Origin of the sequence: Crossiella sp. SN42, from assembly GCF_023897065.1 — a bacterium.
In the GTDB taxonomy this organism is placed as follows: Bacteria; Actinomycetota; Actinomycetes; order Mycobacteriales; family Pseudonocardiaceae; genus Crossiella.
This window is the reverse complement of sequence record NZ_JAMHIV010000009.1, coordinates 183,051-206,175: the sequence shown is the minus strand read 5'-3', so window position 1 is coordinate 206,175 and position 23,125 is coordinate 183,051. Positions and strand designations below refer to the sequence as shown.

The 23,125-nt window shown below is 72.5% G+C and carries 23 protein-coding genes; 7 read left to right on the top strand and 16 right to left on the bottom strand.

Annotation, left to right across the window (positions count from 1 at the left end):
* Window positions 1-86: 86 nt before the first annotated feature.
* Window positions 87-1,172, top strand: coding sequence for a S1 family peptidase (locus M8C13_RS13285; RefSeq protein ID WP_252480845.1), 1,086 nt, complete (start codon window positions 87-89; stop codon window positions 1,170-1,172).
* 59 nt (window positions 1,173-1,231) lie between these two features.
* Here the strand turns inward: M8C13_RS13285 and M8C13_RS13280 are convergent, their stop codons facing one another.
* Genes M8C13_RS13280 through M8C13_RS13250 form a run of 7 tightly spaced genes read right to left on the bottom strand, consistent with a single transcriptional unit; the run spans window position 1,232 to window position 8,256 of the window.
* Complete coding sequence (locus M8C13_RS13280) at window positions 1,232-2,407, bottom strand: aminotransferase class V-fold PLP-dependent enzyme (protein WP_252480844.1); 1,176 nt, start codon at window positions 2,405-2,407, stop codon at window positions 1,232-1,234.
* On the bottom strand, window positions 2,404-3,063 hold the full coding sequence (locus M8C13_RS13275; protein ID WP_252480843.1) for an ABC transporter ATP-binding protein: 660 nt from the start codon (window positions 3,061-3,063) through the stop codon (window positions 2,404-2,406). Before M8C13_RS13275 ends, M8C13_RS13280 begins: the two co-directional genes overlap by 4 nt.
* On the bottom strand, window positions 3,057-4,013 hold the full coding sequence (locus M8C13_RS13270; RefSeq protein ID WP_252480886.1) for an ABC transporter ATP-binding protein: 957 nt from the start codon (window positions 4,011-4,013) through the stop codon (window positions 3,057-3,059). Before M8C13_RS13270 ends, M8C13_RS13275 begins: the two co-directional genes overlap by 7 nt.
* Window positions 4,014-4,033: 20 nt before the next feature.
* Window positions 4,034-4,942 (bottom strand): ABC transporter permease, encoded by a 909-nt coding sequence (locus M8C13_RS13265; protein ID WP_252480842.1) that lies wholly within the window; start codon window positions 4,940-4,942, stop codon window positions 4,034-4,036.
* On the bottom strand, window positions 4,935-5,930 hold the full coding sequence (locus M8C13_RS13260) for an ABC transporter permease (RefSeq protein WP_252480841.1): 996 nt from the start codon (window positions 5,928-5,930) through the stop codon (window positions 4,935-4,937). The genes M8C13_RS13265 and M8C13_RS13260 overlap by 8 nt, the downstream gene beginning before the upstream one ends.
* A complete protein-coding gene (locus M8C13_RS13255; RefSeq protein WP_252480840.1) occupies window positions 5,927-7,525 on the bottom strand; it encodes an ABC transporter substrate-binding protein in 1,599 nt (532 codons plus the stop codon). The genes M8C13_RS13260 and M8C13_RS13255 overlap by 4 nt, the downstream gene beginning before the upstream one ends.
* A gap of 44 nt (window positions 7,526-7,569) precedes the next feature.
* Window positions 7,570-8,256: a DUF2848 domain-containing protein gene (locus M8C13_RS13250; protein WP_252480839.1), complete on the bottom strand. Its 687-nt coding sequence runs from the start codon at window positions 8,254-8,256 to the stop codon at window positions 7,570-7,572.
* Between the two features lie 50 nt (window positions 8,257-8,306).
* Here M8C13_RS13250 and M8C13_RS13245 point away from each other — a divergent pair, with 50 nt between their 5' ends.
* On the top strand, window positions 8,307-9,626 hold the full coding sequence (locus tag M8C13_RS13245; protein ID WP_252480838.1) for an MFS transporter: 1,320 nt from the start codon (window positions 8,307-8,309) through the stop codon (window positions 9,624-9,626).
* On the opposite strand, the gene M8C13_RS13240 is transcribed toward M8C13_RS13245, so the two are convergent.
* Window positions 9,580-10,206 (bottom strand): GntR family transcriptional regulator, encoded by a 627-nt coding sequence (locus M8C13_RS13240; RefSeq protein WP_252480837.1) that lies wholly within the window; start codon window positions 10,204-10,206, stop codon window positions 9,580-9,582. The genes M8C13_RS13245 and M8C13_RS13240 overlap by 47 nt on opposite strands.
* 82 nt (window positions 10,207-10,288) lie before the next feature.
* Between M8C13_RS13240 and M8C13_RS13235 the strand changes: the two genes are divergently transcribed.
* On the top strand, window positions 10,289-11,083 hold the full coding sequence (locus M8C13_RS13235; protein ID WP_252480836.1) for a carbon-nitrogen hydrolase family protein: 795 nt from the start codon (window positions 10,289-10,291) through the stop codon (window positions 11,081-11,083).
* Window positions 11,084-11,144: 61 nt separating this feature from the next.
* Here the strand turns inward: M8C13_RS13235 and nadC are convergent, their stop codons facing one another.
* Genes nadC through nadA form a run of 3 tightly spaced genes read right to left on the bottom strand, consistent with a single transcriptional unit; the run spans window position 11,145 to window position 14,726 of the window.
* Window positions 11,145-11,999 (bottom strand): carboxylating nicotinate-nucleotide diphosphorylase, encoded by an 855-nt coding sequence (gene nadC / locus M8C13_RS13230; RefSeq protein WP_252480885.1) that lies wholly within the window; start codon window positions 11,997-11,999, stop codon window positions 11,145-11,147.
* 56 nt (window positions 12,000-12,055) lie between these two features.
* Window positions 12,056-13,705: an L-aspartate oxidase gene (locus tag M8C13_RS13225; protein WP_252480835.1), complete on the bottom strand. Its 1,650-nt coding sequence runs from the start codon at window positions 13,703-13,705 to the stop codon at window positions 12,056-12,058.
* Window position 13,706: 1 nt separating this feature from the next.
* Entirely contained in the window at window positions 13,707-14,726 is a 1,020-nt protein-coding gene (gene nadA, locus M8C13_RS13220) for a quinolinate synthase NadA (RefSeq protein ID WP_252480834.1), read from the bottom strand.
* A 71-nt stretch (window positions 14,727-14,797) separates the two neighbouring features.
* Here nadA and M8C13_RS13215 point away from each other — a divergent pair, with 71 nt between their 5' ends.
* Both M8C13_RS13215 and M8C13_RS13210 read left to right on the top strand, forming a co-directional pair.
* Window positions 14,798-15,523 carry an NUDIX domain-containing protein gene (locus M8C13_RS13215; RefSeq protein WP_252480833.1) on the top strand — a complete coding sequence of 242 codons (726 nt, stop codon included), beginning with the start codon at window positions 14,798-14,800 and terminating at the stop codon, window positions 15,521-15,523.
* Between the two features lie 9 nt (window positions 15,524-15,532).
* Window positions 15,533-16,207, top strand: a complete 675-nt coding sequence (locus M8C13_RS13210) for an LON peptidase substrate-binding domain-containing protein (protein ID WP_252480832.1) — start codon at window positions 15,533-15,535, stop codon at window positions 16,205-16,207.
* Between the two features lie 47 nt (window positions 16,208-16,254).
* Here M8C13_RS13210 and M8C13_RS13205 read toward each other — a convergent pair whose 3' ends face one another.
* From M8C13_RS13205 to M8C13_RS13195, 3 genes are all read right to left on the bottom strand, one after another.
* Entirely contained in the window at window positions 16,255-17,106 is an 852-nt protein-coding gene (locus tag M8C13_RS13205) for an NAD(P)-dependent oxidoreductase (protein ID WP_252480831.1), read from the bottom strand.
* Between the two features lie 47 nt (window positions 17,107-17,153).
* On the bottom strand, window positions 17,154-17,585 hold the full coding sequence (locus M8C13_RS13200; RefSeq protein WP_252480830.1) for a CBS domain-containing protein: 432 nt from the start codon (window positions 17,583-17,585) through the stop codon (window positions 17,154-17,156).
* 116 nt (window positions 17,586-17,701) lie between these two features.
* Window positions 17,702-18,682, bottom strand: a complete 981-nt coding sequence (locus M8C13_RS13195; protein WP_252480829.1) for a GlxA family transcriptional regulator — start codon at window positions 18,680-18,682, stop codon at window positions 17,702-17,704.
* 95 nt (window positions 18,683-18,777) lie between these two features.
* Here M8C13_RS13195 and M8C13_RS13190 point away from each other — a divergent pair, with 95 nt between their 5' ends.
* Window positions 18,778-19,476, top strand: coding sequence for a DJ-1/PfpI family protein (locus M8C13_RS13190; protein ID WP_252480828.1), 699 nt, complete (start codon window positions 18,778-18,780; stop codon window positions 19,474-19,476).
* Between the two features lie 1,029 nt (window positions 19,477-20,505).
* On the opposite strand, the gene M8C13_RS13185 is transcribed toward M8C13_RS13190, so the two are convergent.
* Both M8C13_RS13185 and M8C13_RS13180 read right to left on the bottom strand, forming a co-directional pair.
* A complete protein-coding gene (locus M8C13_RS13185; protein ID WP_252480827.1) occupies window positions 20,506-21,489 on the bottom strand; it encodes a YafY family protein in 984 nt (327 codons plus the stop codon).
* A gap of 514 nt (window positions 21,490-22,003) precedes the next feature.
* A complete protein-coding gene (locus tag M8C13_RS13180; RefSeq protein ID WP_252480826.1) occupies window positions 22,004-22,363 on the bottom strand; it encodes a hypothetical protein in 360 nt (119 codons plus the stop codon).
* Between the two features lie 27 nt (window positions 22,364-22,390).
* Here M8C13_RS13180 and M8C13_RS13175 point away from each other — a divergent pair, with 27 nt between their 5' ends.
* A complete protein-coding gene (locus M8C13_RS13175) occupies window positions 22,391-22,795 on the top strand; it encodes a RidA family protein (RefSeq protein ID WP_252480825.1) in 405 nt (134 codons plus the stop codon).
* The last annotated feature ends 330 nt before the right edge of the window (window positions 22,796-23,125 follow it).

Here is a 23,125-nt window from a genome sequence, read left to right as displayed (position 1 = left end):
AGCTCTTCTCCGCCGGTTGTCCAGCGTGGTCCCCCTGTAACCACTGCACTGGAGAAACCCTGATGATGAACGCACGCACAAAAATCGTGACCTCCGCACTCGCGCTCGCGGTCGGTGCGACCGTGGCGGCCACCCTGCCGGCCGCCGCCGAGTCCACTCCCCTGATGAACCAGGGGATGCTGGAGGCCATGCAGCGCGACCTGGGCCTGACCGCCGACCAGGCGATGCAGCGGGCCGCCGCCGAGACCAAGGCGAGCACGGTCGAGCAGAGCCTGCGCACCGCGCTGGGCGAGTCCTTCGGTGGCGCGCACTTCGTGGCCGGCCAGGCGAAGCTGGTCGTCGGTGTGACCGACACGGCCAAGGCCGCCGAGGTCCGCGCGGCCGGCGCCGAGCCGAAGTTCGTGGCGCACAGCGCGTCCAAGCTCGACTCGGTGGTCTCGCGGCTCAACCAGGACAAGGCGCCCTCGGACGTCTCCGGCTGGTACGTCGACGTGGAGAACAACCGCGTCGTGGTCAACGTGCAGCCGGGCCAGGCCGCCAAGGCCGCTGAGTTCGTGGCCAAGACCGGGGTGGACCGCGGCGCGGTCTCCGTGGTCGAGGCCGCCTCGAAGAACGAGCCGCTCTACGACGTGCGCGGTGGCGACGCCTACTACATGGGCGGCCGTTGCTCGGTCGGCTTCTCGGTGCAGGGCGGCTTCGTCACCGCCGGGCACTGCGGCCGGACCGGCACCGCGACCCAGGGCTTCAACCAGGTCGCGCAGGGCACCTTCCGCGGTTCCTCCTTCCCCGGCAACGACTACGCCTGGGTCGCGGTGAACTCGAACTGGACCCCGCGCGGTGTGGTGAACAACTACAGCGGCGGCACCGTCCGGGTCGCGGGCTCCACGGAGGCCGCGGTGGGCGCCTCGATCTGCAAGTCGGGCTCCACCACCAGCTGGACCTGCGGCAGCGTGCAGGCCAAGAACCAGACGGTGAACTACCAGCAGGGCGCGGTGACCGGGCTGACCCGCACCAACGCCCGCGCCGACCGCGGTGACTCCGGTGGGTCGTTCATCTCCGGCAACCAGGCCCAGGGTGTCACCTCCGGTGGCGACCTGGCCGCGGGCATCATCTACTTCCAGCCGGTCAACGAGATCCTGGGCGCGTACGGCCTGCGCCTGGTCACCAGCTGAGGTAACCCGCTCCAACCGCAGGGCCACCGTCCATTTCGGACAGTGGCCCTGCGGCCTGTTCAGGCGGCGATCTCGGCGACCGCGGCCACGAACCGGACCAGCTGCTGCTGGCTGACGAAGTAGTGCGGCGAGGCCCGGACCACCTGGGCGAGCCCGCGCGCGGTCATGTCCAGCAGCGCGCCGGTGGTGCCGCCCACGGACAGGGTGATGTTCTTGTCCACCAACGCCTTCTTCACCTCCTCGCCGTCCACGCCCGCGACCGTGAAGGTGACGATCCCGCCGCGTTCGGTGCCCAGGTCGTGCACGGTGACCCCGGGCAGCGCGGACAGCTCGGCGCGCAGGAAGTCCGCGCGCGCCACCACCGCGGCCTGGATCTCGTCGATGCCCAGCTCCCCGGCGTAGCGCAGCGCGGCGATCAGGCCCAGCCGGTCGGCGATGGAGGACTCCCACAGCTCGTGCACCCGCGCGTCCTGGCGCAGCGTCCACTCCCCGAGCCCGGTCCAGTCCGCCGAGTGCTGGTCCACCAGCGGCGGCCGGAGTCGTGGCGCGGCAACGGGGTTGACCACCAGCAGGCCGGTACCGCGCGGTCCGCGCAGCCACTTGCGGCCGGTGACCGAGATCAGGTCCGCGCCCAGCTCGTCCAGCCGCACCCGCCGCTGGCCCGCGGTCTGGCAGGCGTCCAGCAGGGCGATCGCGCCGACCTGGTGCGCGGCGTCGATGATCTCCTTGGCCGGGTTGACCAGTCCGCCGTTGGTGGGCATGTGCACCACCGAGACCAGCTTGACCCGCTCGTCCAGCATCGCGGTCAGCGCGGGCACCGAGATCGAGCCGTCCTCGGCGCTGGGCACCAGCTCCACGGTGGCGCCGCACTCCTGCGCCCGCTGCATCAGCGCGATCGCGTTGCTGCCGTACTCCACCTGGCTGACCAGGATCCGGTCCCCGGCGGCCAGCGGCACCGCGGACATGCCCAGCAGCCAGGACCGGGTGGCGCTGTCGGTGAAGGCGACATCCGTTGGCGCGCAACCGAAGAAGTCCGCGGCCACCTGGTACCCGGCCGCCAGGTCCTCGGCGCGTTCGGCCTCGGCCCGGTAGCCGCCGACCTCCGCCTCCCGCCTGAGGTGGCCAACAACCTCGGCCAGCACGGGTTCCGGCGGCAGCGAGGATCCGGCGCTGTCCAGGAAGACCTGTTCCTGGCAGCCCGGTGTGTCCGCGCGGACCCGGTCGAGATCGATCATGGTTCCTCCCCGTCGTTTCGCCAGCGCACGACCCGGTCCGCCCACACCGAGAGCAGCGGTTCGTCGTGGCTGATGGCCAGCACCCCGGTGCCGGTGGAGTTGCTGTGCTCGGCCACCACGCCGACCAGCGCGGCGGTGGTGGAGGCGTCCAGCATCGCGGTCATCTCATCGCAGACCAGGTAGCGCGGTTCCAGCGCGAGCGCCCTGGCCAGGCAGGCCCGTTGCAGCTGCCCGTCACTGACCTCGTGCGGCCGCCGCCGCAGCAGCTCGCCGGTGAGCCCGACCTGCTCGACCAGCTCGGCCACCCGCTGCGCCACCGCCCGTTTCCGGTTGGCCAGCAAGGGTTCGGCCACGACCTCCTGCAAGGTGAACCGGGGGTCCACGCTGAGCCGGGGCTGCTGGAAGACCACCCCGATCGCGGTCCGCTGCGCCCGCGGCGCGGCGTGCCGGAACCCGCGCGCCGACTCACCGTCCACCCTGACCTCGCCCGCCCACGGCGCCATCAGCAGCGTCAGCACCCTGGCCAGCGTGGACTTCCCGCACCCGCTCGGCCCGGCCAGCCCGACCACCTCCCCGCGCGCCACCTGGATGTCCACATTGGACAGCACGGGCAATCCCTTGCGGTATCCGGCGACCAGGCCGGTCCCGCTCAGCACGGCTGCCTGCACGCGACGTAGCGGTCCCCGTGCCGCACCAGCGCCGGATCCCCGCCACAGTCCTCGGCGACCGGGCAGCGCGGCCGGAACGCGCAGCCCTCGGGTAGCGCGGTCAGCTCCGGCGGATGTCCTGGAATGGCCCGGAAACCGCCGGTGGGCAACGCGCCGAGCAGGCCTTCGGTGTAGGGGTGCCACGGCGTGTCGAACAGCTTCGCCGCCGGGCCGCGCTCCACCAGCCTGCTCGCGTACATCACCGCCAGGTCAGTGGCCACCCGGCTGGCCGCGGCCAGGTCGTGCGTGATCAGCAGCACCGCCCTGCCCTCCCGCGCCAGGTCGGCCAACAGGTCCACGGTCCGCTCCACCAGCGGCCGGTCCAGCCCCGCGGTCGGCTCATCGGCCAGCACCACCGGCGGGTCCCCGGCCAGCGCCAGGGCCACCGCCACCCGCTGCGCCGTGCCGCCGGAGAGCTCGTGCGGATACCGCTTGAGGAACACCGGATTCAGCCCGACCCGCTCGGCCAGCGCCTCCGCGACCGCCGCCGGATCCCTCTCCGCCGGCCGCAGCACCCGCACCGCCTCCACCAGCTGCGCCCCGGCGGTCCGCACCGGCGTCAGGTGCGCCGCGGCCGACTGCGGCACCAGCCCGACCAGCCGTCCCCGAACCCGTTGCGAGAGCACGCTTTCCGGCGCGCCCAGCAACTCGACCGGCTCGTCTCCCGGCGCGTTCAGCACCGCCTCGCCGCACAGCCGCGCGTTGGCGGGCAACAGTCCCAGCAGCGCGGCCGCCAGCACCGACTTGCCACACCCGCTCTCCCCCACCAGCCCGAGCAGCTCGCCGGGAGCCAGGCTGAAGGAGACGTCGGTGACCGCGTGCACCTCCGGCCGCCCCCGGCCCAGCCGGAACCGCACGGACAACTCACGCACGTCCAGCAAGAACTCGCTTCCGACCATCACCGCGCCAGCTCCAGTCATCACAGCGCCAGCTCCGATCGCCGCCGCGGCACCAGCCGGTCCCGCCACACCGCCGCCACCCCGGACACCGCCAGCGTGGCCACCACCAGCACCACCGAGGGCAGCGCCACGATCCACCACGCGCCCAGCAACACGGCCTGCCTGCCCTCGGTGAGGATGTTCCCGATGCTGGCCAGGTGCGGCGGCAGCCCGAGGCCGAGGAAGCTCAGCGCGGTCTCGTGCCACACCGCGTGCGGCAGCAGCAGCACCGCGGACACCGCGGCCTGCGGCACCACCGCGGGCAGCAGGTGTCGCCGCAGCACCCGCCACCGCGAGGACCCGCCGGAGACCGCCGCGTCCACGAAGGGCCGCTGCCGCAACGACAACACCTCGGCCCGCACGATCCGCGCCACCGTGGTCCAGTGCGTCAGCGCGATCGAGGCCACCACCGCGGTCAGGCTGCCCCGGTACAGCGCGACGATCACGATGCCCAGCAACAGGTGCGGCACCGCGTTCACCGTGTCCACCAGCCGCATCAGCAGCCGGTCGGTCCAGCCGCCGACCAGCCCGGACAGCCCGCCGACCAGCACCCCGAGCACCGTGGACAGCACCGCGCACAGCGCGGCCACCAGCAGCGAGACCCGCAGCCCCGCGAAGGTCCGCAGCAACAGGTCCCGCCCACCGCCGTCGGTGCCGAAGGGATGCTCCAGGCTCGGGGCCAGCCGGATCGCCCGGTAGTCCACAAGGGACTCGTCCAGCCCGCCCAGCCAGGGCAACAGGATCGCGCCCAGCACCAGCGCGACCAGCGTGCCGATGCCCAGCCACAACCGCAGCCGGGCCCGCCCCGCCGCGCCCTTGCCGCGCGGTGTGCCGGCCCGTTTCCTGGCCGCGGACCGCCAGGCGCGCGCGGGCGCCGCTGTGTCAACCATCGGTGGCCACCCTCGGATCCAGCAGCGCCGCGGCCACATCGGCCAGCAGCGAACCCAGCAGCACGGCCGCGGTCGCCAGCAGCGACAGCGCCACCAGCAGCGGGAAGTCCACCGCCAGCGCCGACTTCACCACCGCGCCGGCCACACCGGGCCAGGAGAACACTTCCTCCACCAGCACCGCCCCGGTCACCAGCTCCGGCACCCGCGCGCCGAGCAGTGTCACGAACGGCAGCAGCGCGGTGGGCAACGCGTGCCGCAGCACCACCATCGGCTCACCGAGCCCACGGGCCCGCGCGCCGGTCACGTGGTCCTCGGCCAGCACGGTCAGCAGGGACTGCCGGACGTGCAGGATCAGCCACGGCGACTGCGACACCCCGAGCACCACCGCGGGCAGCACCAGGTGCGTGGCCACCTGCGCAAAACCCGCCGTCTCGCCCGCGTCGGTCAGCCCGCCGCCGGGCAGCCAGCCCAGCCCGAGGGTGAACACCGCCACCGCGACCAGGCCGAGCACAAACGGCGGAATCCCTTCCAGCGCATGGCCGGTGGCGGTGACCACCCGGTCCAGCCAGCCGCCCTGCCGCCAGGCCGCGAGCACGCCGAGCACCAGCGCGATCAGCACCGCGAGCAACAGGCCGACGGTGACCAGCAGCAGGGTCCAGGGCAGCCGTTCGGCGATCACCTGCGCCACCGGCTGCCGGAACGACCGGCTGTCACCGAGTTCTCCGGTCAGCAGCGTGCCCGCCCACCGTCCAAATTGGACGAACACCGAGTCGTCGAGGCCGAGTTCGGTCCGCGCTCTGGCCACGTCCTCGGCGCTGGCGCTGAAGATCTGCACTCCGTAGTACTGGTACACCGGGTCGAACGGGGAGGCGGCGCCCAGCAGGAACACCGCGACCGCCACCACCAGCAGCACCGGGACCGCGAACGCCAAGCGGCGCAAGGCGAGCAGCCCGATGGCCCGGGCCCGGCTGGGCGCGCCGGCGCTCACCCCTGCGGGGTCCAGTCCTGGAGGTTCCACCACGGGCCCCAGGTGAGGCCGTGCGTGTGCGGGTCGACGACCTCCTGGTAGCCGCTCCAGCCGTCGCGCATCACGTAGGTGTGGTCCAGGAAGGCCAGGAACACCATGCCGGGGTCGGCGGCGTAGGCGCGCTGGAACTCCCGGTACTGCGCCACCCGCTGCGCCGGGTCGGCCTCCCGCCGTCCGGCCTCCAGGGCGTGGTCCACCGCCGGGTTCGAGTAGCGGCCGGGGTTGTTGAAGCCGTCGCCGCCGAAGCTGGAGTGCAGCAGCGGGTAGGACTTCAGGTCGGGGTCGAACGGGTTGCCGCCGCCGAGCACCAGCGCGTCCTTGCCCATCCGCGGTTCGATCGCCTCCCAGCCCAGGCCCTCCAGCTTGACCTCCACGCCGACCGCCTTGGCGTCGGAGGCGAAGGCCTGCGCGAAGTCCTTGCGCACCGCGTCGCCGACCGGGTACATCAGCGTGAAGCTGGCCGCCAGGTCGCCGCGGGCGCGGATCCCGTTGTCCCGCTTGGCCCAGCCGGTCTGGTCCAGGATGCGCTCGGCCTCGGCCCGGTCGAACCGGAACTGCGCGGCGGGCTCCACGAACTCCGGCAGCGCCTGCGGGATCGGGGTGGAGGCGGGCGCGCCCTTGCCCGCGAGGAAGGCGTTGATCATGCCCTGGCGGTCCACCGCGTGGTTGAGCGCCAGCCGCAGGCCCTTGTCCGCGGTGACCGGGTTGGCCATCGGCATGGTGACCGTGCGATAGTCCGCGCTGCGGTGGGTGATCTGCCGGTAGCCGTTGCCCTCGAAGGTCTTGGCCAGCGCGGGCGGCAGCGAGGTGCCGTCGAACTCACCGGCCTTCATCCGCTGGGCGCGCGCGTTGTCGTCGGTGGCGAAGACCACGGTGACCTTGCGGACCTTCGGCACCTTCTCGAAGTAGCCGTCGTTGGCCGCCAGCACCATCTTCTCGCCCTTGCGCCACTCCTCCAGCTTGTACGGGCCGGTGCCGACCGGCTTGGCGCCGAAGGGGCTCTTCGCCAGCGGGCCGGGCTGGGCCAGCGCCTCGTTCGGCAGGATGCCCAGCACCAGCTTGTGCGCGAACGGCGTGTACGGGTAGGCGAGGTCGAAGCGCACCGTCTCCGGATCGACCTGGGTGACGCCGGTGAGCATGCCGAAGGAGGACTTCACCGTGGAGGCGTAGGCCGGGTCGAGCAGCGCGCGGTAGGTGGCCACCACGTCCTCGGCGTTGAACGGGCTGCCGTCGTGGAACTTGACCCCGGTGCGCAGCTTCACCGTCCAGGACTTGCCGTCCGGCGCGGGCTTGGGCAGGTCGGCGGCCAGCAGCGGGCGCACCGACCGGTCGGCCTGGTGCTCGACCAGTCCGTCGAAGATCTTGGACACGCCCTCCTCGCCGTAGCCGAGCAGCGGGTTGAGGCTCTCCGGCTCGTAGCCGTCGGCGAGGGTCATCGCGGTGCGGTCCGTGCCCGCCTTGCGGTCGGGCGCCGCCGTCGGCGTGGTGCAGGCGGCGGCGACCGCGACGGATGCGATCATGGCGGGCAGCAGGAGGGCAACCTGTCGGCGCTTCACGCCGGAGACCCTAGCTGCCAATCTCTGGCAACAGCACCCCTGGTTCAGCCGACCGGCGCGGGCAGGCGGCGAACCGTGTACCCGCAGGAAACCCGCGCCCCGGTGTCCGGGTCACCCAGCTCCACCCGCCAGGCGGCGGCGAACTGATCCACCCCCGGCTTCATCGGGATGGTGCCGGAGAGCAGCACGGTGCCCGGCTCGGCCAGCCCGTCCGCTCGCAGCCGCGCCAGCCAGTACCGCGGCGAGAGCAGGTCAGCGAGGCCGCCCTGCTGGATGAGCCGCTCCCGGCCGTCCGCGCCGGTGACCCAGGCGGTCAGGGTGAACCGGTCGATCCGGTCGTCCACCTCGGCCAGCCGCCAGGCCTGCCGGGCGAGCACGTCCGGGCCGGCCTGCTTGCTCCAGGCCACGCCGTGCACCTCCAGCGCGCGGTCGGTGTGGTCGCAGGCCGCGGTCAGCAGCACGCCGGCCTCGGTGATCACCAGCGCCCACTCGGCCTCCCCCGAGGTGCGCCCGTGCTGCACCGGCACCTCCTCGGTCTGCATGGCCAGGTAGGGCGCGACCGGGTAGAGGCTGGGGGTGACGCTGGGCGCGGGCACACCCAGCTCGGCCAGCTCGGCCACGTGCGCGGCCACCTCCTCCTGGCCACGCCCGGCGTACCCGGCGTTGAGCAGCGTGCGCACGGTGACCTGGACGGTCTCGCCGCCGGGCAGCTCGAAGCTCAGTGGGGTCATCGGCACTCTCCACTCTTGCGCATACGTCTTGTATACAGCAAGTATAAGGCATGCATAACCAGCGATCCCTGATCCGGGCGTTCACCGCGAGCCTGAGCGGCACCGCACTGGAGTGGTACGACTTCGCCATCTACTCCTCCAGTGCCGCCCTGGTCTTCGGCACGCTGTTCTTCCCCAGCCACGACCCCCTCGCCGGCACCCTGCTGGCGTTCTCCACCTACGCCGTCGGCTACCTGTCCCGGCCGCTGGGCGGGTTCGTCTTCGGCCGCCTCGGCGATCTGATCGGCCGGAAGAAGGTGCTGGTCACCACCCTGTTGATCACCGGGGTATCCACCTTCGTGATCGGCCTGCTGCCCACCCACGAGGACATCGGGGTCACCGCCGCGGTGCTACTGGTGCTGCTGCGCTTCGCCCAGGGCGTCGGCCTCGGCGGGGAGTGGGGCGGCGCGGTGCTGCTCTCCAGCGAGTTCGGCGACCCGGCCCGCCGCGGCTTCTGGGCCTCGGCCGCCCAGGTCGGCCCGCCGCTGGGCACCCTGCTGGCCAACGGCGTGATCGCGCTGCTCGGCGTGGCGCTGAGCGCCGAGGACTTCCTGGCCTGGGGCTGGCGGGTGGCCTTCCTGCTGTCGGCGGTGCTGGTCATCTTCGGCCTGTGGATCAGGGCCAGGCTGGAGGAGACCCCGGTCTTCCAGGCCATCGCCGAGCACGGCGAGCGTCCCACCGCGCCGATCACCGAGGTGTTCACCACCCAGCGCCGCCAACTCATCGCCGCGGTGCTCTGCCGGGTCTGCCCCGACGTGCTCTACGCGCTGTTCGCGGTGTTCGTGCTGACCTATGCCACCCAGGAGCTGGGCGTGCCGCGCGGCTGGGCGCTGGCCGCGGTGCTGATCGGCTCGGCCGGGCAGGTCTTCCTGATCCCGCTGGCCGGCGCGCTGTCCGACCGCTGGGGCCGCCGCCGGATGCTGGCCGTGGCCACCCTCGCCGCGATGGCCTGGCCACTGGTGTTCTTCCCGCTGGCGCAGGCCCGCTCGCTGCCGCTGCTCATCCTCGGCGTGCTGGGCGGCCTGGTGATCCACTCCGCCCTGTTCGGCCCGCAGGCGGCCTTCATCGCCGAGCAGTTCACCCCCAGGCTGCGGTACACCGGCAGCTCACTGGCCTACACCCTGGCCGGGGTGATCGGCGGCGCGGTCGCCCCGCTGCTGTTCACCTACCTGCTGGCGGAGTTCCGTGACTGGCCGGCGCTGGCCGCCTACCTCGCGGTGACCGGCGTGATCAGCCTGCTCGGCCTGGCCCTGGGCCGGAACCCCGACCCGGCCGAGCGGCTGCTCAGCCGGCCAGCAGCACCTTCAGCGTCGCCTGGAGATGCGTCGTGATGGCCAGCGAGGCGGCCAGCCCGTCCCCCTCGGCCAGGGAGTTGAGGATCAGCTCGTGCTCGGCCAGCACCGCCTCCCGCCGCCCGGCCGCCCGGCCCAGCGCGGCCACCCCGACGGTGACCTGCCTGGCCCGCAACCCGTCGTAGACCCGCACCAGCAACTGGTTCCCGGTGGCCGAGACCAGCGCGGCGTGGAAGCGCCGATCCCACTCGATGAAACTGCGGGAGTCCTCGCTGGTGAGCAGCCCGCGCTGGGCTTCGAGCGCCTCGGCCATCTCGTTCAGCGCGCTCCGGTCGCCGGTCAGCACGCGTTCGGCGGCATGCCGTTCCAGCAGTTCGCGGAGCTCCATCAGCTCCTTGATCTCCCGCATGGTCATGGCCGGGATGTAGGCGCCCTTCTTCGGCACCAGGCGCAGCAGGTCCTCGGCGGCGAGCATGAGCAGTGCCTCGCGGATGGGCGTGCGCGACACACCGATACGGTCAGCGAGCTCCTGCTCGTTGATGAACTGTCCCTGCATGGCCGGATCACCCAGGACCGTGTCCTTCAGGAACTCGTAGGCGCGGTCACGGCCACTGGCCATCGGACACCCCCTTGCATACTGGAAGTATACAAGTAGGTCACACTGTGTGGGCCAGCTTGCCGAGGAGTCAAGGAGGACCAGAGTGCGAATCGGCCTGTGTCAGATCGTGTCGGGCGCCCACCCCGCCCAGAACCTGGAACTGGTTCGGGAGGGCATCAGCCTGGCCGCGGACCAGGGCGCCGAGCTGGTGGTCTTCCCCGAGGCCACGATGGCCTGCTTCGGCGGCCCGAAGCTGACCGAGGTCGCCGAGCCGGTGGACGGCCCCTGGGGCACCGCGGTCGGCAGGCTGGCCAAGGAGGCCGGGGTGCTGGTGGTGGCCGGCATGTTCACCCCCGCGCCGGACGGCCGGGTGTACAACACGCTGCTGGTCACCGGCGGCGACGACCCGGTGGGCTACAACAAGATCCACCTGTTCGACGCCTTCGGCTTCACCGAGTCCAAGACGGTCGCGCCGGGCGACGACCTGGTGGCGATCGAGATCGGCGGGGTCACCGTCGGCATGACCACCTGCTACGACGTCCGCTTCCCCGAGCTCTACCGCGCCCTGGCCGACAACGGCGCCAGCGTCATCATCACCGCCGCCTCCTGGGGCGCGGGCGAGGGCAAGCGCGAGCAGTGGGAGCTGCTGACCAGGGCCCGCGCCCTGGACTCCACCACCTGGGTGGTCGCCTGCGGCCAGGCCGACCCGGCCAGCGCGGGCATCGAGACCAGCGGCAACGCCCCCACCGGCGTCGGCTACAGCGCGGTGGTGGACCCCTTCGGCCGGGTGCAGGCCGCGCTGGGCGCGGAGCCGGAGGTGCTGGTGGTCAGCATCGACCCGTTCGTCACCGAACAGGCCCGCGAGGCCATCCCGGTGCTGGAGAACCGCAGGCTCTGACGCCGCGACCGGACACAGCGAAGGGGCGTCCTCCCCCGGAAGACGCCCCTTCAACCTCCGCTCAGCGCAGGTCAAGCCCCAGGTCCAGCGCGGGCGAGGAGTGCGTGAGCCCGCCCACCGCCAGGTAGTCCACCCCGGTCTCGGCGTACCGCCTGGCCACCTCCAGCGTCAGCCCGCCGGAGGCCTCCAGCTTCGTCGCGGTCCCGGCCGCCCTGCGCACCGCCTCGGCGCACTGCTCAGGGGTGAAGTTGTCCAGCAGCACCAGCGAGGCCTCCTCACCGAGCACCAGGTCCAGCTCCTCCAGCGAGGTCACCTCCACCTCGCAGGGCAGGTGCGGCGCGTGCTGGCGGGCCAGCTTCAGCGCCTCCACCACGCCACCGGCGGCGACCACGTGGTTGTCCTTGATCAGCACCGCGTCGCCCAGGCCCAGCCGGTGGTTCTCCCCGCCGCCGCAGCGCACCGCGTACTTCTGCAGCAGCCGCAGGCCGGGCAGGGTCTTGCGGCTGTCCCGCACCACGCAGCCGGTGCCGTTGACCGCGTCCACCCAGGCCGCGGTCGCGGTGGCCACCCCGGAGAGGTGGCAGACCAGGTTCAACGCGGTCCGCTCGGCGGTGAGCAGCCCGCGCACCGGGCCGCGCAGCCGCAGCGCGCTCTCCCCCGGCGACAGCTTCTCCCCGTCCTTGCGCAGCTCCAGCACCTCGTAGTTCTCCGCGCCGATCACCGTGTCGAACACCGCGAGCGCGACCACCCCGCCGGCCAGCACCCCGCCCTTGCGCGGGTTCAGGTCGGCCTCGGCGACCGCCTCCCGGGGCACGGTCGCGTCCGTGGTCGCGTCCGGGCCGTACCGTAGGTCCTCGCCCAGGGCCAGGCTGATCACCCGCTGCACGTCGTCCACGTCCAGCCCGGCCCGGCCCAGCTTGGCCGAGACCCGGTGTGAACAGCTGCGCCAGTACTCGACCCCGCCAACGGCTCTCACGCCGCACCTCCCATCGCGGTCCACCGCATCAGCTCCGGCCTGCCGTCGGCGCCGAGCCGGACGGCGATGCTGCGCCGCCAGCCCAGGTCGTCGGTGGCCGGATAATCCTCGCGGACGTGGCAGCCCCGCGTCTCGGTCCGCGCCGCGGCGCTGTCCAGCAGCACCGCCGCGGCCAGGGTGAGCGCCGCGTCCTCGACCTCCGCCCGGCTGCGCAGCGGCGCCTCCACGCTCGCCGCGCCGATCGTCCCGGCCGCCTCGGCCAGGCCCTGCGCGCTGCGGCCGACTCCGGCGTGCCTGCTCATGGTCAGCTGCACGGTGTCCCGGTCGGCGATCCTGGCCACCGGCGCGGCGATCCGCACCGGCACCCGGTGCCCGTCGGCCAGTCCGGTGCCCAGGTCCAGCGCGACCGCCTCGGCCACCCGCTCGCCGCCGACCAGGCCCTCCAGCAGGCTGTTGGAGGCCAGCCGGTTCGCGCCGTGCAGGCCGGTGCGGGCGACCTCGCCGACCACGTACAACCCGGTGACCGCGGTGCGCCCGTCCACGGTGGACATGACACCTCCGCAGGCGTAGTGGCAGGCGGGCGCGACCGGGATCGGGTCGACCGCCGGGTCGATGCCGGCCGCCACGCAGGCCGCGTGCACGCTCGGGAACCGCTGGGCGAACGGCACCCCGAGGGTGTCCGGGCCCAGCCCGGTGGCATCCAGGTACACGTTGCGCACACCGGTGGCGTTCATCCGCCGGGTGATCGCCGCGGCCACCACGTCCCTGGGCGCGAGGTCGGCCAGCGGGTGCACCCCGGCCATCACCCGCGCGCCGTCGCCGTCGATCAGCACCGCGCCCTCGCCGCGCACCGCCTCGGTGACCAGCGGCCTGCGACCGCGCGCGCCGGAGCCGGTGTAGAGCACGGTGGGGTGGAACTGGGTGAACTCCAGGTCGGCCGCGGTGGCGCCGGCACGCAGCGCGAGCGCGAGCCCATCCGCGGTGGCCACCTCGGGGTTGCTGGTGGCGGCGTAGAGCTGGCCGAGGCCGCCGGTGGCCAGCAGCACGGCGGGCGCCGCCAGCACACCGAGGTTCCCGGTCTCGTCCAGCACCAGCAGCCCGCTGACCGCGCTGCCCGGCCGCGGCCCGACCTGCACCGGCTCGGCGCGCAGCACGTCCACCGCGGTGTGCCGTTCCAGGATGGTCAGCCTGCCGTCAGCGGCGCCGGCCAGCAGCGCGCGCTCGACCTCCGCGCCGGTGGCGTCCCCGCCGGCGTGCACCACCCGGTACGCGGAGTGCCCGCCCTCCCTGGTGCGCGCCAGCCTGCCGTCGGGCTTGGCGTCGAAGATCGCGCCGCGGCGGCGCAGCCTGCCCACCGCGGCCGGTCCACCGGCGAGGATGGCCCGCGCGGCGACCTCGTCGCACAGCCCGGCGCCCGCGGTGAGGGTGTCCGCCAGGTGCTTGCCGACGCTGTCCCCCGGCTCGTGCTCGCCGTCGAGCACCACGGCGATGCCGCCCTGGGCCCACCTGGTGTTGCCCTCCTCGGCGGCCGCCTTGGTGACCACCAGGACCCGCAGGCCCAGCTCGGTGGCCCGCAGCGCCGCGGTCAGCCCGGCGACGCCGGTGCCGACCACGACCAGGTCGGCGCGAGCCTCCCAGCGCGGCACCTCACTCGCCCCCGCCCGGCTGCCCGATCTCGATCATCCGCCGCACCGAGGCGCGGCCGCGGGCGGCCACCTCGGGGTCGACGTGCACCTCGTCCTTGCCCTCGCGCAGCGCGCGCAGCAGCGCCGCCGGGGTGATCATCTTCATGTACCGGCAGGAGGCCCGGTCGTTCACCGCGCGGAAGTCGATCTCCGGCGCGGCCCGGCGCAGCTGGTGGATCATGCCGATCTCGGTGGCCACCAGCACGGTGTCCGCCTTGGTCTGCCGGGCGGCCTTGACCATGTCGCCGGTGGAGAGGATGTGCACCCGCTCGGCGGGCACGGTGCCCTCGCCCGCCAGGTAGAGCGCGGAGGTGGCGCAGCCGCACTCGGGGTGGATGAACAGGTCGGCCTCCGGGTTGGCCGCGGCCTTGGCGGCCAGCTCGGGACCGTTGATCCCGGCGTGCACGTGGCACTCGCCCGCCCAGATGTGCAGGTTGTCCCGCCCGGTCTCGCGCTTGACGTGCGCGCCGAGGAACTGGTCAGGGCAGAACAGCACCTCGCGGTCCTCGGGGATCGAGCGGACCACGTCCACCGCGTTGGAGGAGGTGCAGCAGATGTCGGTCTCGGCCTTCACCTCGGCGGTGGTGTTCACGTAGGAGACCACCACCGCGCCGGGGTGCTCGGCCTTCCAGGCCCGCAGCTGCTCGGCGTTGATCGAGTCGGCCAGCGAGCAGCCCGCCCGCTCATCCGGGATCAGCACGGTCTTCTCCGGGCTGAGGATCTTGGCCGTCTCCGCCATGAAGTGCACGCCGCAGAACACGATGGTCGAGGCGTCGCTCTCGGCCGCGATGCGGCTCAGCGCCAGCGAGTCACCGGTGTGGTGCGCGATGTCCTGGATCTCCGGCAGCTGGTAGTTGTGCGCCAGCAGCACCGCGTCGCGCTCCTCGGCCAGCCTGCGTACCTCAGCGGCCCACTCCGCGTTCGGCTCGACGCCGCCGTAGGGAGTCAGGTCGGTCCGCTCCAACCACGCAGTAGCGGCCATGTCGTCCTCCTTGCTCCACTCGAGCGCGCCGAGTGGCCGTCAACCGGGTTTTCGCCTTAGAATCGAAAACTATGGGTGATGGTATCAGCCAAAAGGGTCATGCGGCACATGAGGTTCTGGCCGCGGTGCTCCAAGTGCGAGCTGGATCACTCCAGGCGCTGCTGTGGCAACGGGCCCGCGAACCGCACGCCGGACGGTGGTCACTGCCCGGCGGCAGGCTCGGGACCAGCGAGGACGTCGAGACCTCCGTGCGCAGGCAACTGGGCGAGAAGGTCGACGTGCGCGAAGTGCCGCACGTCGAGCAGCTCGCGGTGTTCTCACTCCCTGAGAGGGTGCCCGGCGAACGGGTGATCGCGACGGCCTTCCTCGGCCTGGTCCCCTACGACGTCGACCCGGCCATCCCGTCGGACACCGCCTGGCATCCGGTGGATGCCCTGCCGCCGACCGCCTTCGATCACCAGGCCATCGTGCACCGCGCCCGCAACCGGCTGCGCGCCAAGCTGTCCTACACCAACATCGGCTTCGCGCTGGCGCCGCCGGAGTTCACCGTCTCGGCGCTGCGCTCGCTGTACTCGGCGGCGCTGGGCTACCGGGTGTCCGCGACCAACCTGCAACGCGTGCTCTCCCGCCGCGGCCTGCTGGAACCCACCGGCCACACCGCCCCGCCGGGCCCGTCCGGCGGCCGTCCGGCGGCGCTGTTCCGGTTCCCCGGCAAGGGCTTGGAGGTGACCGACCCGTTCGCGGTGCTGCGGCCACCCGGGGGAAATCGGCCAGCGGGCACGGGCGGCTCGTCGTAACGTGAACGGGTGACCGACACACTGCCGCTGTTCCCGTTGGGCACGGTGCTGCTGCCGGGCGCCTCGCTGCCGCTGCACATCTTCGAACCGCGTTACCGGCAGCTGATGGTGGACCTGGTGACCGGCGCCGTGCCCGGTCGCAGCTTCGGCGTGGTCGCGGTCAAGCAGGGCTGGGAGGTCGGCGAGGACAACCTGGAGGCCTGGCACGAGATCGGCTGCACCGCGCTGCTGCGCGAGGTCCGCAGGCTCGACGACGGCCGGTTCGACGTGGTCGTGCGTGGTCAGCGCCGCTTCCGGCTGCTGGAGGTGGACGGGGGCAGCGCGCCGTACCTGCTCGGCCAGGTGGAGTGGATGCCCGACGCCGAGCCCGCCCTCGGCCCCAAACCCACGGTGCTGGCCGACGCCGCCCGCGCCGCGCACCGCCGCTACTGCACCACGGCCTGGCGGCAGGAGGACTGGAAGGAACCCAGCGGCTCGGCCGATTTCGCCTCCCTGTCCCACGAGCTGGCCGCCGACTGCATGCTGCCCCTGGAGGACCAGCAGCGGCTGCTGGAGGAGACCTGCCCGATCCGGCGGCTGCGGCTGGTCCGCCGGATGCTGACCAGGGAGGCGGAGATCCTGCGCACCCTGCGCGCGGTCCCGGTGCCGCTGACCGAGTTCGCGCAGAAGCACAGCGAGAACTAGCCCGCCGAGCCTCCGGCCCCCGTCCGCCCGCGTCATCCTCGCCCGCGTCAGTCCTGCGCGCGCAGGTGCGTCACCACGGCGCTGAAGTCCCGCTCCCCGAGCCCGGCCTGCTCCGCCGCGCCCAGCTCCCGCCGCGCCGCCGCGATGACCCCCTCCGCCGCCGCCCCGGCCTCCAGCGCGAGCCGCAGGTCCTTGGCGGCCAGGCTGAGCGAGAAGGTGATCGGCTGACCGTCGTCAGCGGTCTGCTCCCGCACCCGCCGCGCCATGCCGCCGACCGCGGAGGCGGCCAGCGCGTCCCAGGCGGTGCCCGCGTCCACGCCCATCCGGTCGGCCAGCGCCATCGCCTCGCCGATCAGCACCGGCACCGTCGCGGTGATCGCGTTGACCACCAGCTTCAGCGAGGCCCCCGCGCCGATCTCGCCGACCCGCACCGGGTTGCCGAGCACCGAGAGCACCTCCCGGACCGCGGCGAACTCGGCCTCGGTGCCGCCGACGTAGATGTCCAGCGTGCCGCCCTCGGCCTGCGGCAGCGTGCCCTTGACCGGCGCGTCGACCAGCGTGGTCCCCTCGGGCATCTTGGCCCGCAGGTTCCGGACCGCCTCAGGCCCGCTGGTGGACATCTCCACCACGGTGGCTCCCGCGGCCAGCTTCGCCGCGCCCGCGCCGGTGCCGAAGATGACCTCGTCCACCGCGTCGCCGTCGGCCAGCATGGTGATGACGAGCTCCGCGCCGTCCACCGCGCCCGCCGGATCCTCGGCGACCTTGGCGCCCTGCCGCGCGAGCGGCTCGGCCTTGGCCGCGGTCCGGTTCCACACGGTGAGGTCGTGCCCGGCAGCCAGCAGCCTGCCCGCCATCAGCACACCCATGCGCCCGAGCCCGAGAAATGCGATACGTGCCATGACAGCGCACGCTAGGACCAGCCCAGCGCCCCCGCCACCGCGAAATGTCAGCCCTGGGCGATATACGCCTGAAGGTGCTCGTGGTCCTCTTCCAGCTGGCTGATCCGGGACTTGACCACGTCACCGATGGACACGATGCCGGACAGCTGCCCGTCGACGAGCACCGGCACATGCCGGATCCGCCGCTCGGTCATCAGCACGGTGAGGTTGTCCACGGTGTCCTCCGGGGTGCAGGTCACCACCGCGGCGGTCATGATCTCCGCGACCGTGCCGCTGAGCAGCTCGGCCCCGCGTTCCCGCAACTGCCGGACCACGTCCCGCTCGGACACGATGCCCACCACGGTCCCGTCCGGTCCGACCACGACCAGCGCGCCCACGTTGTGCTCGGCCAGCGCGCCGAGCAGCTGGGTGACGGTTGTGCCCGGTTCGACCGTGGCAACAGTGGAACCCTTGGTGCGCAGGACATCCGCGATCCGCATGGCAACACCCTTCGATCGACACCGGCCGACCCGCTTCAGGCTAACGGGGGACAGCCGAACGCGCAGCGCCCCCAACGGTGGTTCTTCCGGTCCACCCGGCCTGCTCGCACCGGAGGTCAGCCCGCTGCGGACCGCCTGCGCTGGACCAGCCGGTAGCTGGAGGGTGAGGTCTGGAAGTGGTCCAGGAAGGCCTGCCGCAGGGTCTCGGTGGAGCTGAAACCGCAGCGGAGGGCGATCGCGGCCAGCGGCAGCCGGGTCGACTCGAGCAGCCGCGCGGCGGCCCTGGTCCGGGCGGCGCGCACGTACCGGCTCGGCGTGCTGCCCACCTGCTCCTCGAACAGCCGGGCCAGGTGCCGGGTGCTCAGCCCAGCCCGCCGGGCCAGCGTGCTCGCGCGCAGGTCGGCGGCCGGGTCGCTCTCGATCAGCCGCACCAGGTCCCGCACCACCCCGCGCTCCGGCGGCGGCGCGGCGACGTACATGCTCACCTGCGCCTGGTTGCCCGGCCGCTGCAGGTAGGTGACCAGGTGCCGGGCCACCGTCCGCGCCACCTGTGCCCCGTGGTCCTCCTCCAGCAGCGCCAGCGCCAGGTCGAGCCCGCTGGTCACGCCTGCCGAGGTGTACAGCGGGCCGTCCTTGATGAACAGCGGCGCGGGGTCCACGGTCACCGCGGGAAAGTCCCTGGCCATCCGGTCGGCGTAGAACCAGTGCGTGGTCGCCCGCCGCCCGTCCAGCAACCCCGCGGCGGCCAGCAGGGTCGACCCGACACACACCGAGGCCACCCGTCGGCTCAACCCCGCCACCCGCCGAACCTGGTCGACGAACCGCTGGTCAAGCGCCTGCTCCCGGTAGGTCCAGCCGCCGGCCACGATCATCGTGTCCACCGGCCCGGCCACCCGTTCCAGCCGTACCTGCGCCGCCAGCGTCAACCCGGAAGCACACCGGACCGCACGTCCCCCCATGCTCGCCAGCCGGATCTCATAACCAGGGTCCAGGCCCATCCGGTTGGCCGCGTCCAGCACATCGCTGGGACAGGCGATGTCAAGCAGCTCCGCCTCGTCATACCCGATGATCACCACCCGCCGAGCCGCACCAGCCATGCCGCAAACCTAGCTCCCCATGTCCGTCAGACAAGGACCCCAAGTTTTCGGACATCCCCCGCGCACCCCCGTGATCATCCGGCCAGGCTGGCCCCATGACCGCAGACGTGCGCACCATCGCCTTCGTCCTCTACCCCGGCCTGACCCCGCTCGACCTGGTCGGCCCCCTCCAAGTGCTCGCCGCCCTCCCCGAACTGGGCCTGCCCTACCGCGCCGTCACCGTCGCCGGCACCAAGGACCCCCTCCCCACCGACCTCCCCCTGCACCTGTCCGCCACCCACACCTACCCCGAGATCCCCAACCCGTTCGCGGTCCTGGTCCCCGGCGGCGGCGCCCCGACCTTCCGCGCCATGGCTGACGAGTCGCTGCTCGACTACCTCCGCGCCACCAGCCCCCAGGCTGAGTTGATGCTCTCGGTCTGCACCGGCTCCCTGCTGCTGGGCGCCGCCGGCCTGCTGGAGGGCCGCAAAGCCACCACCCACTGGGCCGCACGCCACGTGCTCCCCCGCTTCGGCGCCACCCCCGTGGCCGAACGCTGGGTCACCGACGGCAAGTTCACCACCGCCGCCGGCGTGGCCGCCGGAATCGACGCGGCCCTGCACGTCGTGCAACAGCTGGCCGGCCCGGAAGTCGCCCGCGCCGTCCAGAACGGCATCGAGTACGACCCCCAGCCCCCACTCGGCCCCATCGACTGGTCCACTGTGGACCTGAACTCCGGCACCGCCTGGATCAAGTCGATGGTCGACGAGGCCTTCCCGGACAACCCAGACCTCCGCGCCACCCTGCTCGGCTGAGCAGAAGTCCCTTGCGGAGAGCGCAGGCGATCCGGGATGATCCGCCCATGCAGCTGAAGCGAAAGGGCGGTCACCGCCCAGGCCGTTGACCGGCCCCCCGTGGGCCCCCGGCCACCACACCGGCGAAGTCCCCACGATTCCAGCGCTCTCCGCCATCGGTTCCGCCTCAAGCACAATCCCAACGGACACAGCGCCAACGCCATCCCGCACGACCGCAACGTGGCTCCTCGTCACGTTCACGCTCGCGCAGGCAACGTCGCCCCCGGGCACCGACCCACCAGCAGTCGCGACAACGACCCTGGCCACAGCCTCACTCGCGCTCGTGACCTGGCTCGTAGCCGAGACAACCCCGGCTATCCCGGCACGTCACGCAACCCCGGTGACGCCCGCAACCACGGCATCTCCGGCTGCCACAGCGTCACTGGCAGCACCGGAATCGGCTGCCGTTCCGGGATTGCCGGTCACCCCGGAACTGCTTGCCGCTCCGGGACTGCTTGCCGCTCCGGGACTGCTTGCCGCTCCGGGACTGCTTGCCGCTCCGGGACTGCTTGCCGCTCCGGGACTGCCGGTCGTGCGTGGGTTGCCTGCCACGCCAGCATCGCCGGTAGTCCCACCATCGCACGCGGCCCTGGCATCGCCGGCAGTCCCGGCGTCGCCGATGGTCCCAGCATCGCCGGTGGTCCTGACATCGCTGGTAGCTCGGGCGTCGCCGGTAGTCCCGGTGTCGCACGCGGTCTTGGCATCGGCTGTGGCCTCGGCGTCGCACGCGGTGCTGGCATCGCCCGCGACCTTGGCGTCGCATGGGGTCCTGGCAACGCTCGCGGTCGCGTCATCCGTCGCTGTCCCGGCACGCCCCGCCAGCAAACTGTCCACTGTGGACCGATGTGCTCTCCCGCCTGGCGTTCGTGTCCCACGCGATCGTCTCCGCGAGCCCAACTCACCCAGTCGCACCCAATTCCGCTCACTCACAGAAAGGAGCCCGACCACCTTGCCGCACAATGGCTGGGACACAGCCGCCGCACGTTGAGATCACCCGAGGTACGTCGCCGCCAGCGCACGCACGGACTCCGTCACCAGGGCCCGTAGTTCCTGCGGCGCAAGGACTTCGACTTCGGCACCAAGCTTGAGCAGGTCGTCGTGCGCCACGGCGGCCTGCTCCACCGGCATTTCCGCCCGCACCCACCCGTGCTCGTCAGGCGGCTCCGCGGTACGCGCGACCGCCTCGGCCACCACGTCACCGTAGAGGTGTGGCAACCGCGACACCGCCTTGGGCGACAGCCGAACCACCGCCGTGCCCACCAGCATGTCGCGCTCGTACCGACGTGCCCACTCCGCCCAGTACCGAGCCAGGTCAAAGGTTTCCGGCCGCTCGAACCGCTCCGGCAACACCACCAGCTCCAGCACCTGCGCGACCCGATAGGTGCGCACCTGCCCAGGCCGGTCCACCGCCTGCGCCACGAGGTACCAGAGCCCCGACTTCAGCACCAGGCCAAGCGGCTCCAGTTCCCGGTCCACCTCCTGCGGTTCCCGCCAACGCCGGTACCGCACCGCGATCCGCCGGCCGTCCCAGACCGCCCCGGCGATCGCACTGAGCCACGGCGTCCGATCGGCCGGCCGGAACCACCCGGGCGCATCCAGATGGAATCGCTCCCGCAGCGCCTCCGCCCGTGTCCGCAACTCCGCAGGTAGGGACGCCAGCAGCTTCAGCTCCGCCGCGGCCAGCACGCCACCGAGTCCCAGCTCCGCCGCGGGCCCAGGCATCCCGGTCAGGAACAGCGACTCCGCCTCATCCGCGGTCAACCCGGTCAGCCGAGTCCGGTACCCGTCCAGCAGCTGATACCCGCCGGACCGCCCGGCATCGCCGTACACCGGCACGCCGGCCGCGGACAACGCCTCCATGTCCCGGTACACCGTCCGCACCGAGACCTCCAGCTCGGCGGCCAGCTCACTCGCCGACATCCGCCCCCGGGTCTGGAGCAGCAACAGGGTGGACAACAACCGGCTGGCGCGCATGGCCGGAACCTACCTCGCGTCCCGGACACCGGCCGCGCAAGCGAGCCCCGCGGCCACACCACGACCCGGACGCCGTCGCGACCTAACCGACGTCGCGACGTCGCGGCGTCGCGCGAAGAGACACTGCCCCTGTCTCAAGGCGGACCCAGGACCACGGCAACCCGCGCAAGGCGCTTCCTGTCGAACCAACTACGCCAACCGACACCTCCTTCCAAAATAGTCACTTCTCGATGCGGCACTGGGTTCTAGGCGCACAGCCTTACCGCGCCCGGGGCGCGACGGCCTCGCCCACAGTCGCGACTCCAGTCCGGCCACCGACATCCGCGACGCGGGCGGCGAGTGGGTCGACCGGGAGATCCAGGCCTGCGACCACCGCGAGTGGCGACTGATCACCAGCCGCACCCCGAAGGACCTGCCCGCCTTCAACCAGGCCGCGCTCAAGGAGTTCGGCCTCGGCTAGCCCGCCGGACATGACCGGCTGGACCATCGCGGGCACCCTCACCGTCCACCCCGCTTAAGACCGCCTCGACCTGCTGGCCGCCCCGGTGGCCACCGGGACCTGGGGCGGCAGCTGGCGCAGCGCCGGGCGCAGGCGCAGCACCGCGGCCACCCGCTTGTCCACGTAGCCGACGAGGTGCTGGCCGGGCGGCAGGTCCGCGGCCACCACCGCGTGCAGCAAGCCGCTGTCGCCGGTGGCCAGGGCGTGCTCGGTGGCCTCGCACAGCCGGGTCAGCGGGTCGGCGGCCTCGGCCGTGCGGGGCTCGTCGAACACCGCGGGCAGCAGCAGAGCGAGCGGCTCGAAGCCGACCGGGTCAGGCGCCGGGAGGTATGCCGAACACGCATGCCACCCCTGCGCAACCTTCGCTGGTCGCATGCCTGGTATCCGCCTAGCGTCACCGCCATGCGGACCACGTTCGACAACCCGGCCGGTGCACCCGGCCCCTTCGCCAACTATTCCCAGGTCGCCCGGGTCGACCTGGGGAGCGGCGCGTTGCTGGTGCTGTCCGGTCAGATCGCGGTGACCGAGGACGGGCAGCCCCTGCCGAGCCAGGACATGCGGGTTCAGGCGGAGAACGTCTTCGCCACCATCACCGCCCTGCTGGCCGCGCATGGCGCGACCCTGGCCGACATCGTCAACATCCGCTCGTACCTAACGGACATGGACGACCTGCCTGCCTATGGCGCGGTACGTCGCCGGCTGTTCCCAACCGAGCCGCCCACAAGCACGACCGTGCAGGTGTCCCGGCTGTTCCGGCCGGAGGCGCTACTGGAGGTGGACGTCATCGCTACCGTGCGGAGTACCTGAGCTGGCTTGCCTGTCGAGCGCTCCGGTCTGCCGCACGAATCCGGCGCGCGGGGCAGGCGCGAGCCGAAGGGGCGATCGACCGTTGGCGGGTAGCCACTGCCACTGCTCGCCGTCGCGCACCAGGGCCTGGATGTCCAGCGCTGCCAACGATTCACCTCCTCTACGGCAGCGCTGGACAGGTCAGGCCAGGATGGGTGCGGTGCAGTCCGGCGAGCTGAGCGACACGCGTCGGCAGTTCGGTCAGCGTCAGGTTGCACGGCGTTGCCTGTCCGTCCACTGTGGACTAGTTCTCGTGTTTGCCTCCAGGTAAAGGGATTTCTGCTGTTCGGG

Bases quoted from the DNA above. Each gene is read 5' to 3' on its own strand.
- M8C13_RS13280 (WP_252480844.1), bottom strand. From the start codon at position 2,407: ATGATCGATCTCGACCGGGTCCGCGCGGACACACCGGGCTGCCAGGAA.
- M8C13_RS13270 (WP_252480886.1), bottom strand. From the start codon at position 4,013: ATGGTCGGAAGCGAGTTCTTGCTGGACGTGCGTGAGTTGTCCGTGCGG.
- M8C13_RS13265 (WP_252480842.1), bottom strand. From the start codon at position 4,942: ATGGTTGACACAGCGGCGCCCGCGCGCGCCTGGCGGTCCGCGGCCAGG.
- M8C13_RS13250 (WP_252480839.1), bottom strand. From the start codon at position 8,256: ATGACCCCACTGAGCTTCGAGCTGCCCGGCGGCGAGACCGTCCAGGTC.
- M8C13_RS13245 (WP_252480838.1), top strand. From the start codon at position 8,307: ATGCATAACCAGCGATCCCTGATCCGGGCGTTCACCGCGAGCCTGAGC.
- M8C13_RS13240 (WP_252480837.1), bottom strand. From the start codon at position 10,206: ATGGCCAGTGGCCGTGACCGCGCCTACGAGTTCCTGAAGGACACGGTC.
- nadA (WP_252480834.1), bottom strand. From the start codon at position 14,726: ATGGCCGCTACTGCGTGGTTGGAGCGGACCGACCTGACTCCCTACGGC.
- M8C13_RS13215 (WP_252480833.1), top strand. From the start codon at position 14,798: ATGGGTGATGGTATCAGCCAAAAGGGTCATGCGGCACATGAGGTTCTG.
- M8C13_RS13205 (WP_252480831.1), bottom strand. From the start codon at position 17,106: ATGGCACGTATCGCATTTCTCGGGCTCGGGCGCATGGGTGTGCTGATG.
- M8C13_RS13200 (WP_252480830.1), bottom strand. From the start codon at position 17,585: ATGCGGATCGCGGATGTCCTGCGCACCAAGGGTTCCACTGTTGCCACG.
- M8C13_RS13195 (WP_252480829.1), bottom strand. From the start codon at position 18,682: ATGGCTGGTGCGGCTCGGCGGGTGGTGATCATCGGGTATGACGAGGCG.
- M8C13_RS13190 (WP_252480828.1), top strand. From the start codon at position 18,778: ATGACCGCAGACGTGCGCACCATCGCCTTCGTCCTCTACCCCGGCCTG.
- M8C13_RS13185 (WP_252480827.1), bottom strand. From the start codon at position 21,489: ATGCGCGCCAGCCGGTTGTTGTCCACCCTGTTGCTGCTCCAGACCCGG.
- M8C13_RS13180 (WP_252480826.1), bottom strand. From the start codon at position 22,363: ATGCGACCAGCGAAGGTTGCGCAGGGGTGGCATGCGTGTTCGGCATAC.
- M8C13_RS13175 (WP_252480825.1), top strand. From the start codon at position 22,391: ATGCGGACCACGTTCGACAACCCGGCCGGTGCACCCGGCCCCTTCGCC.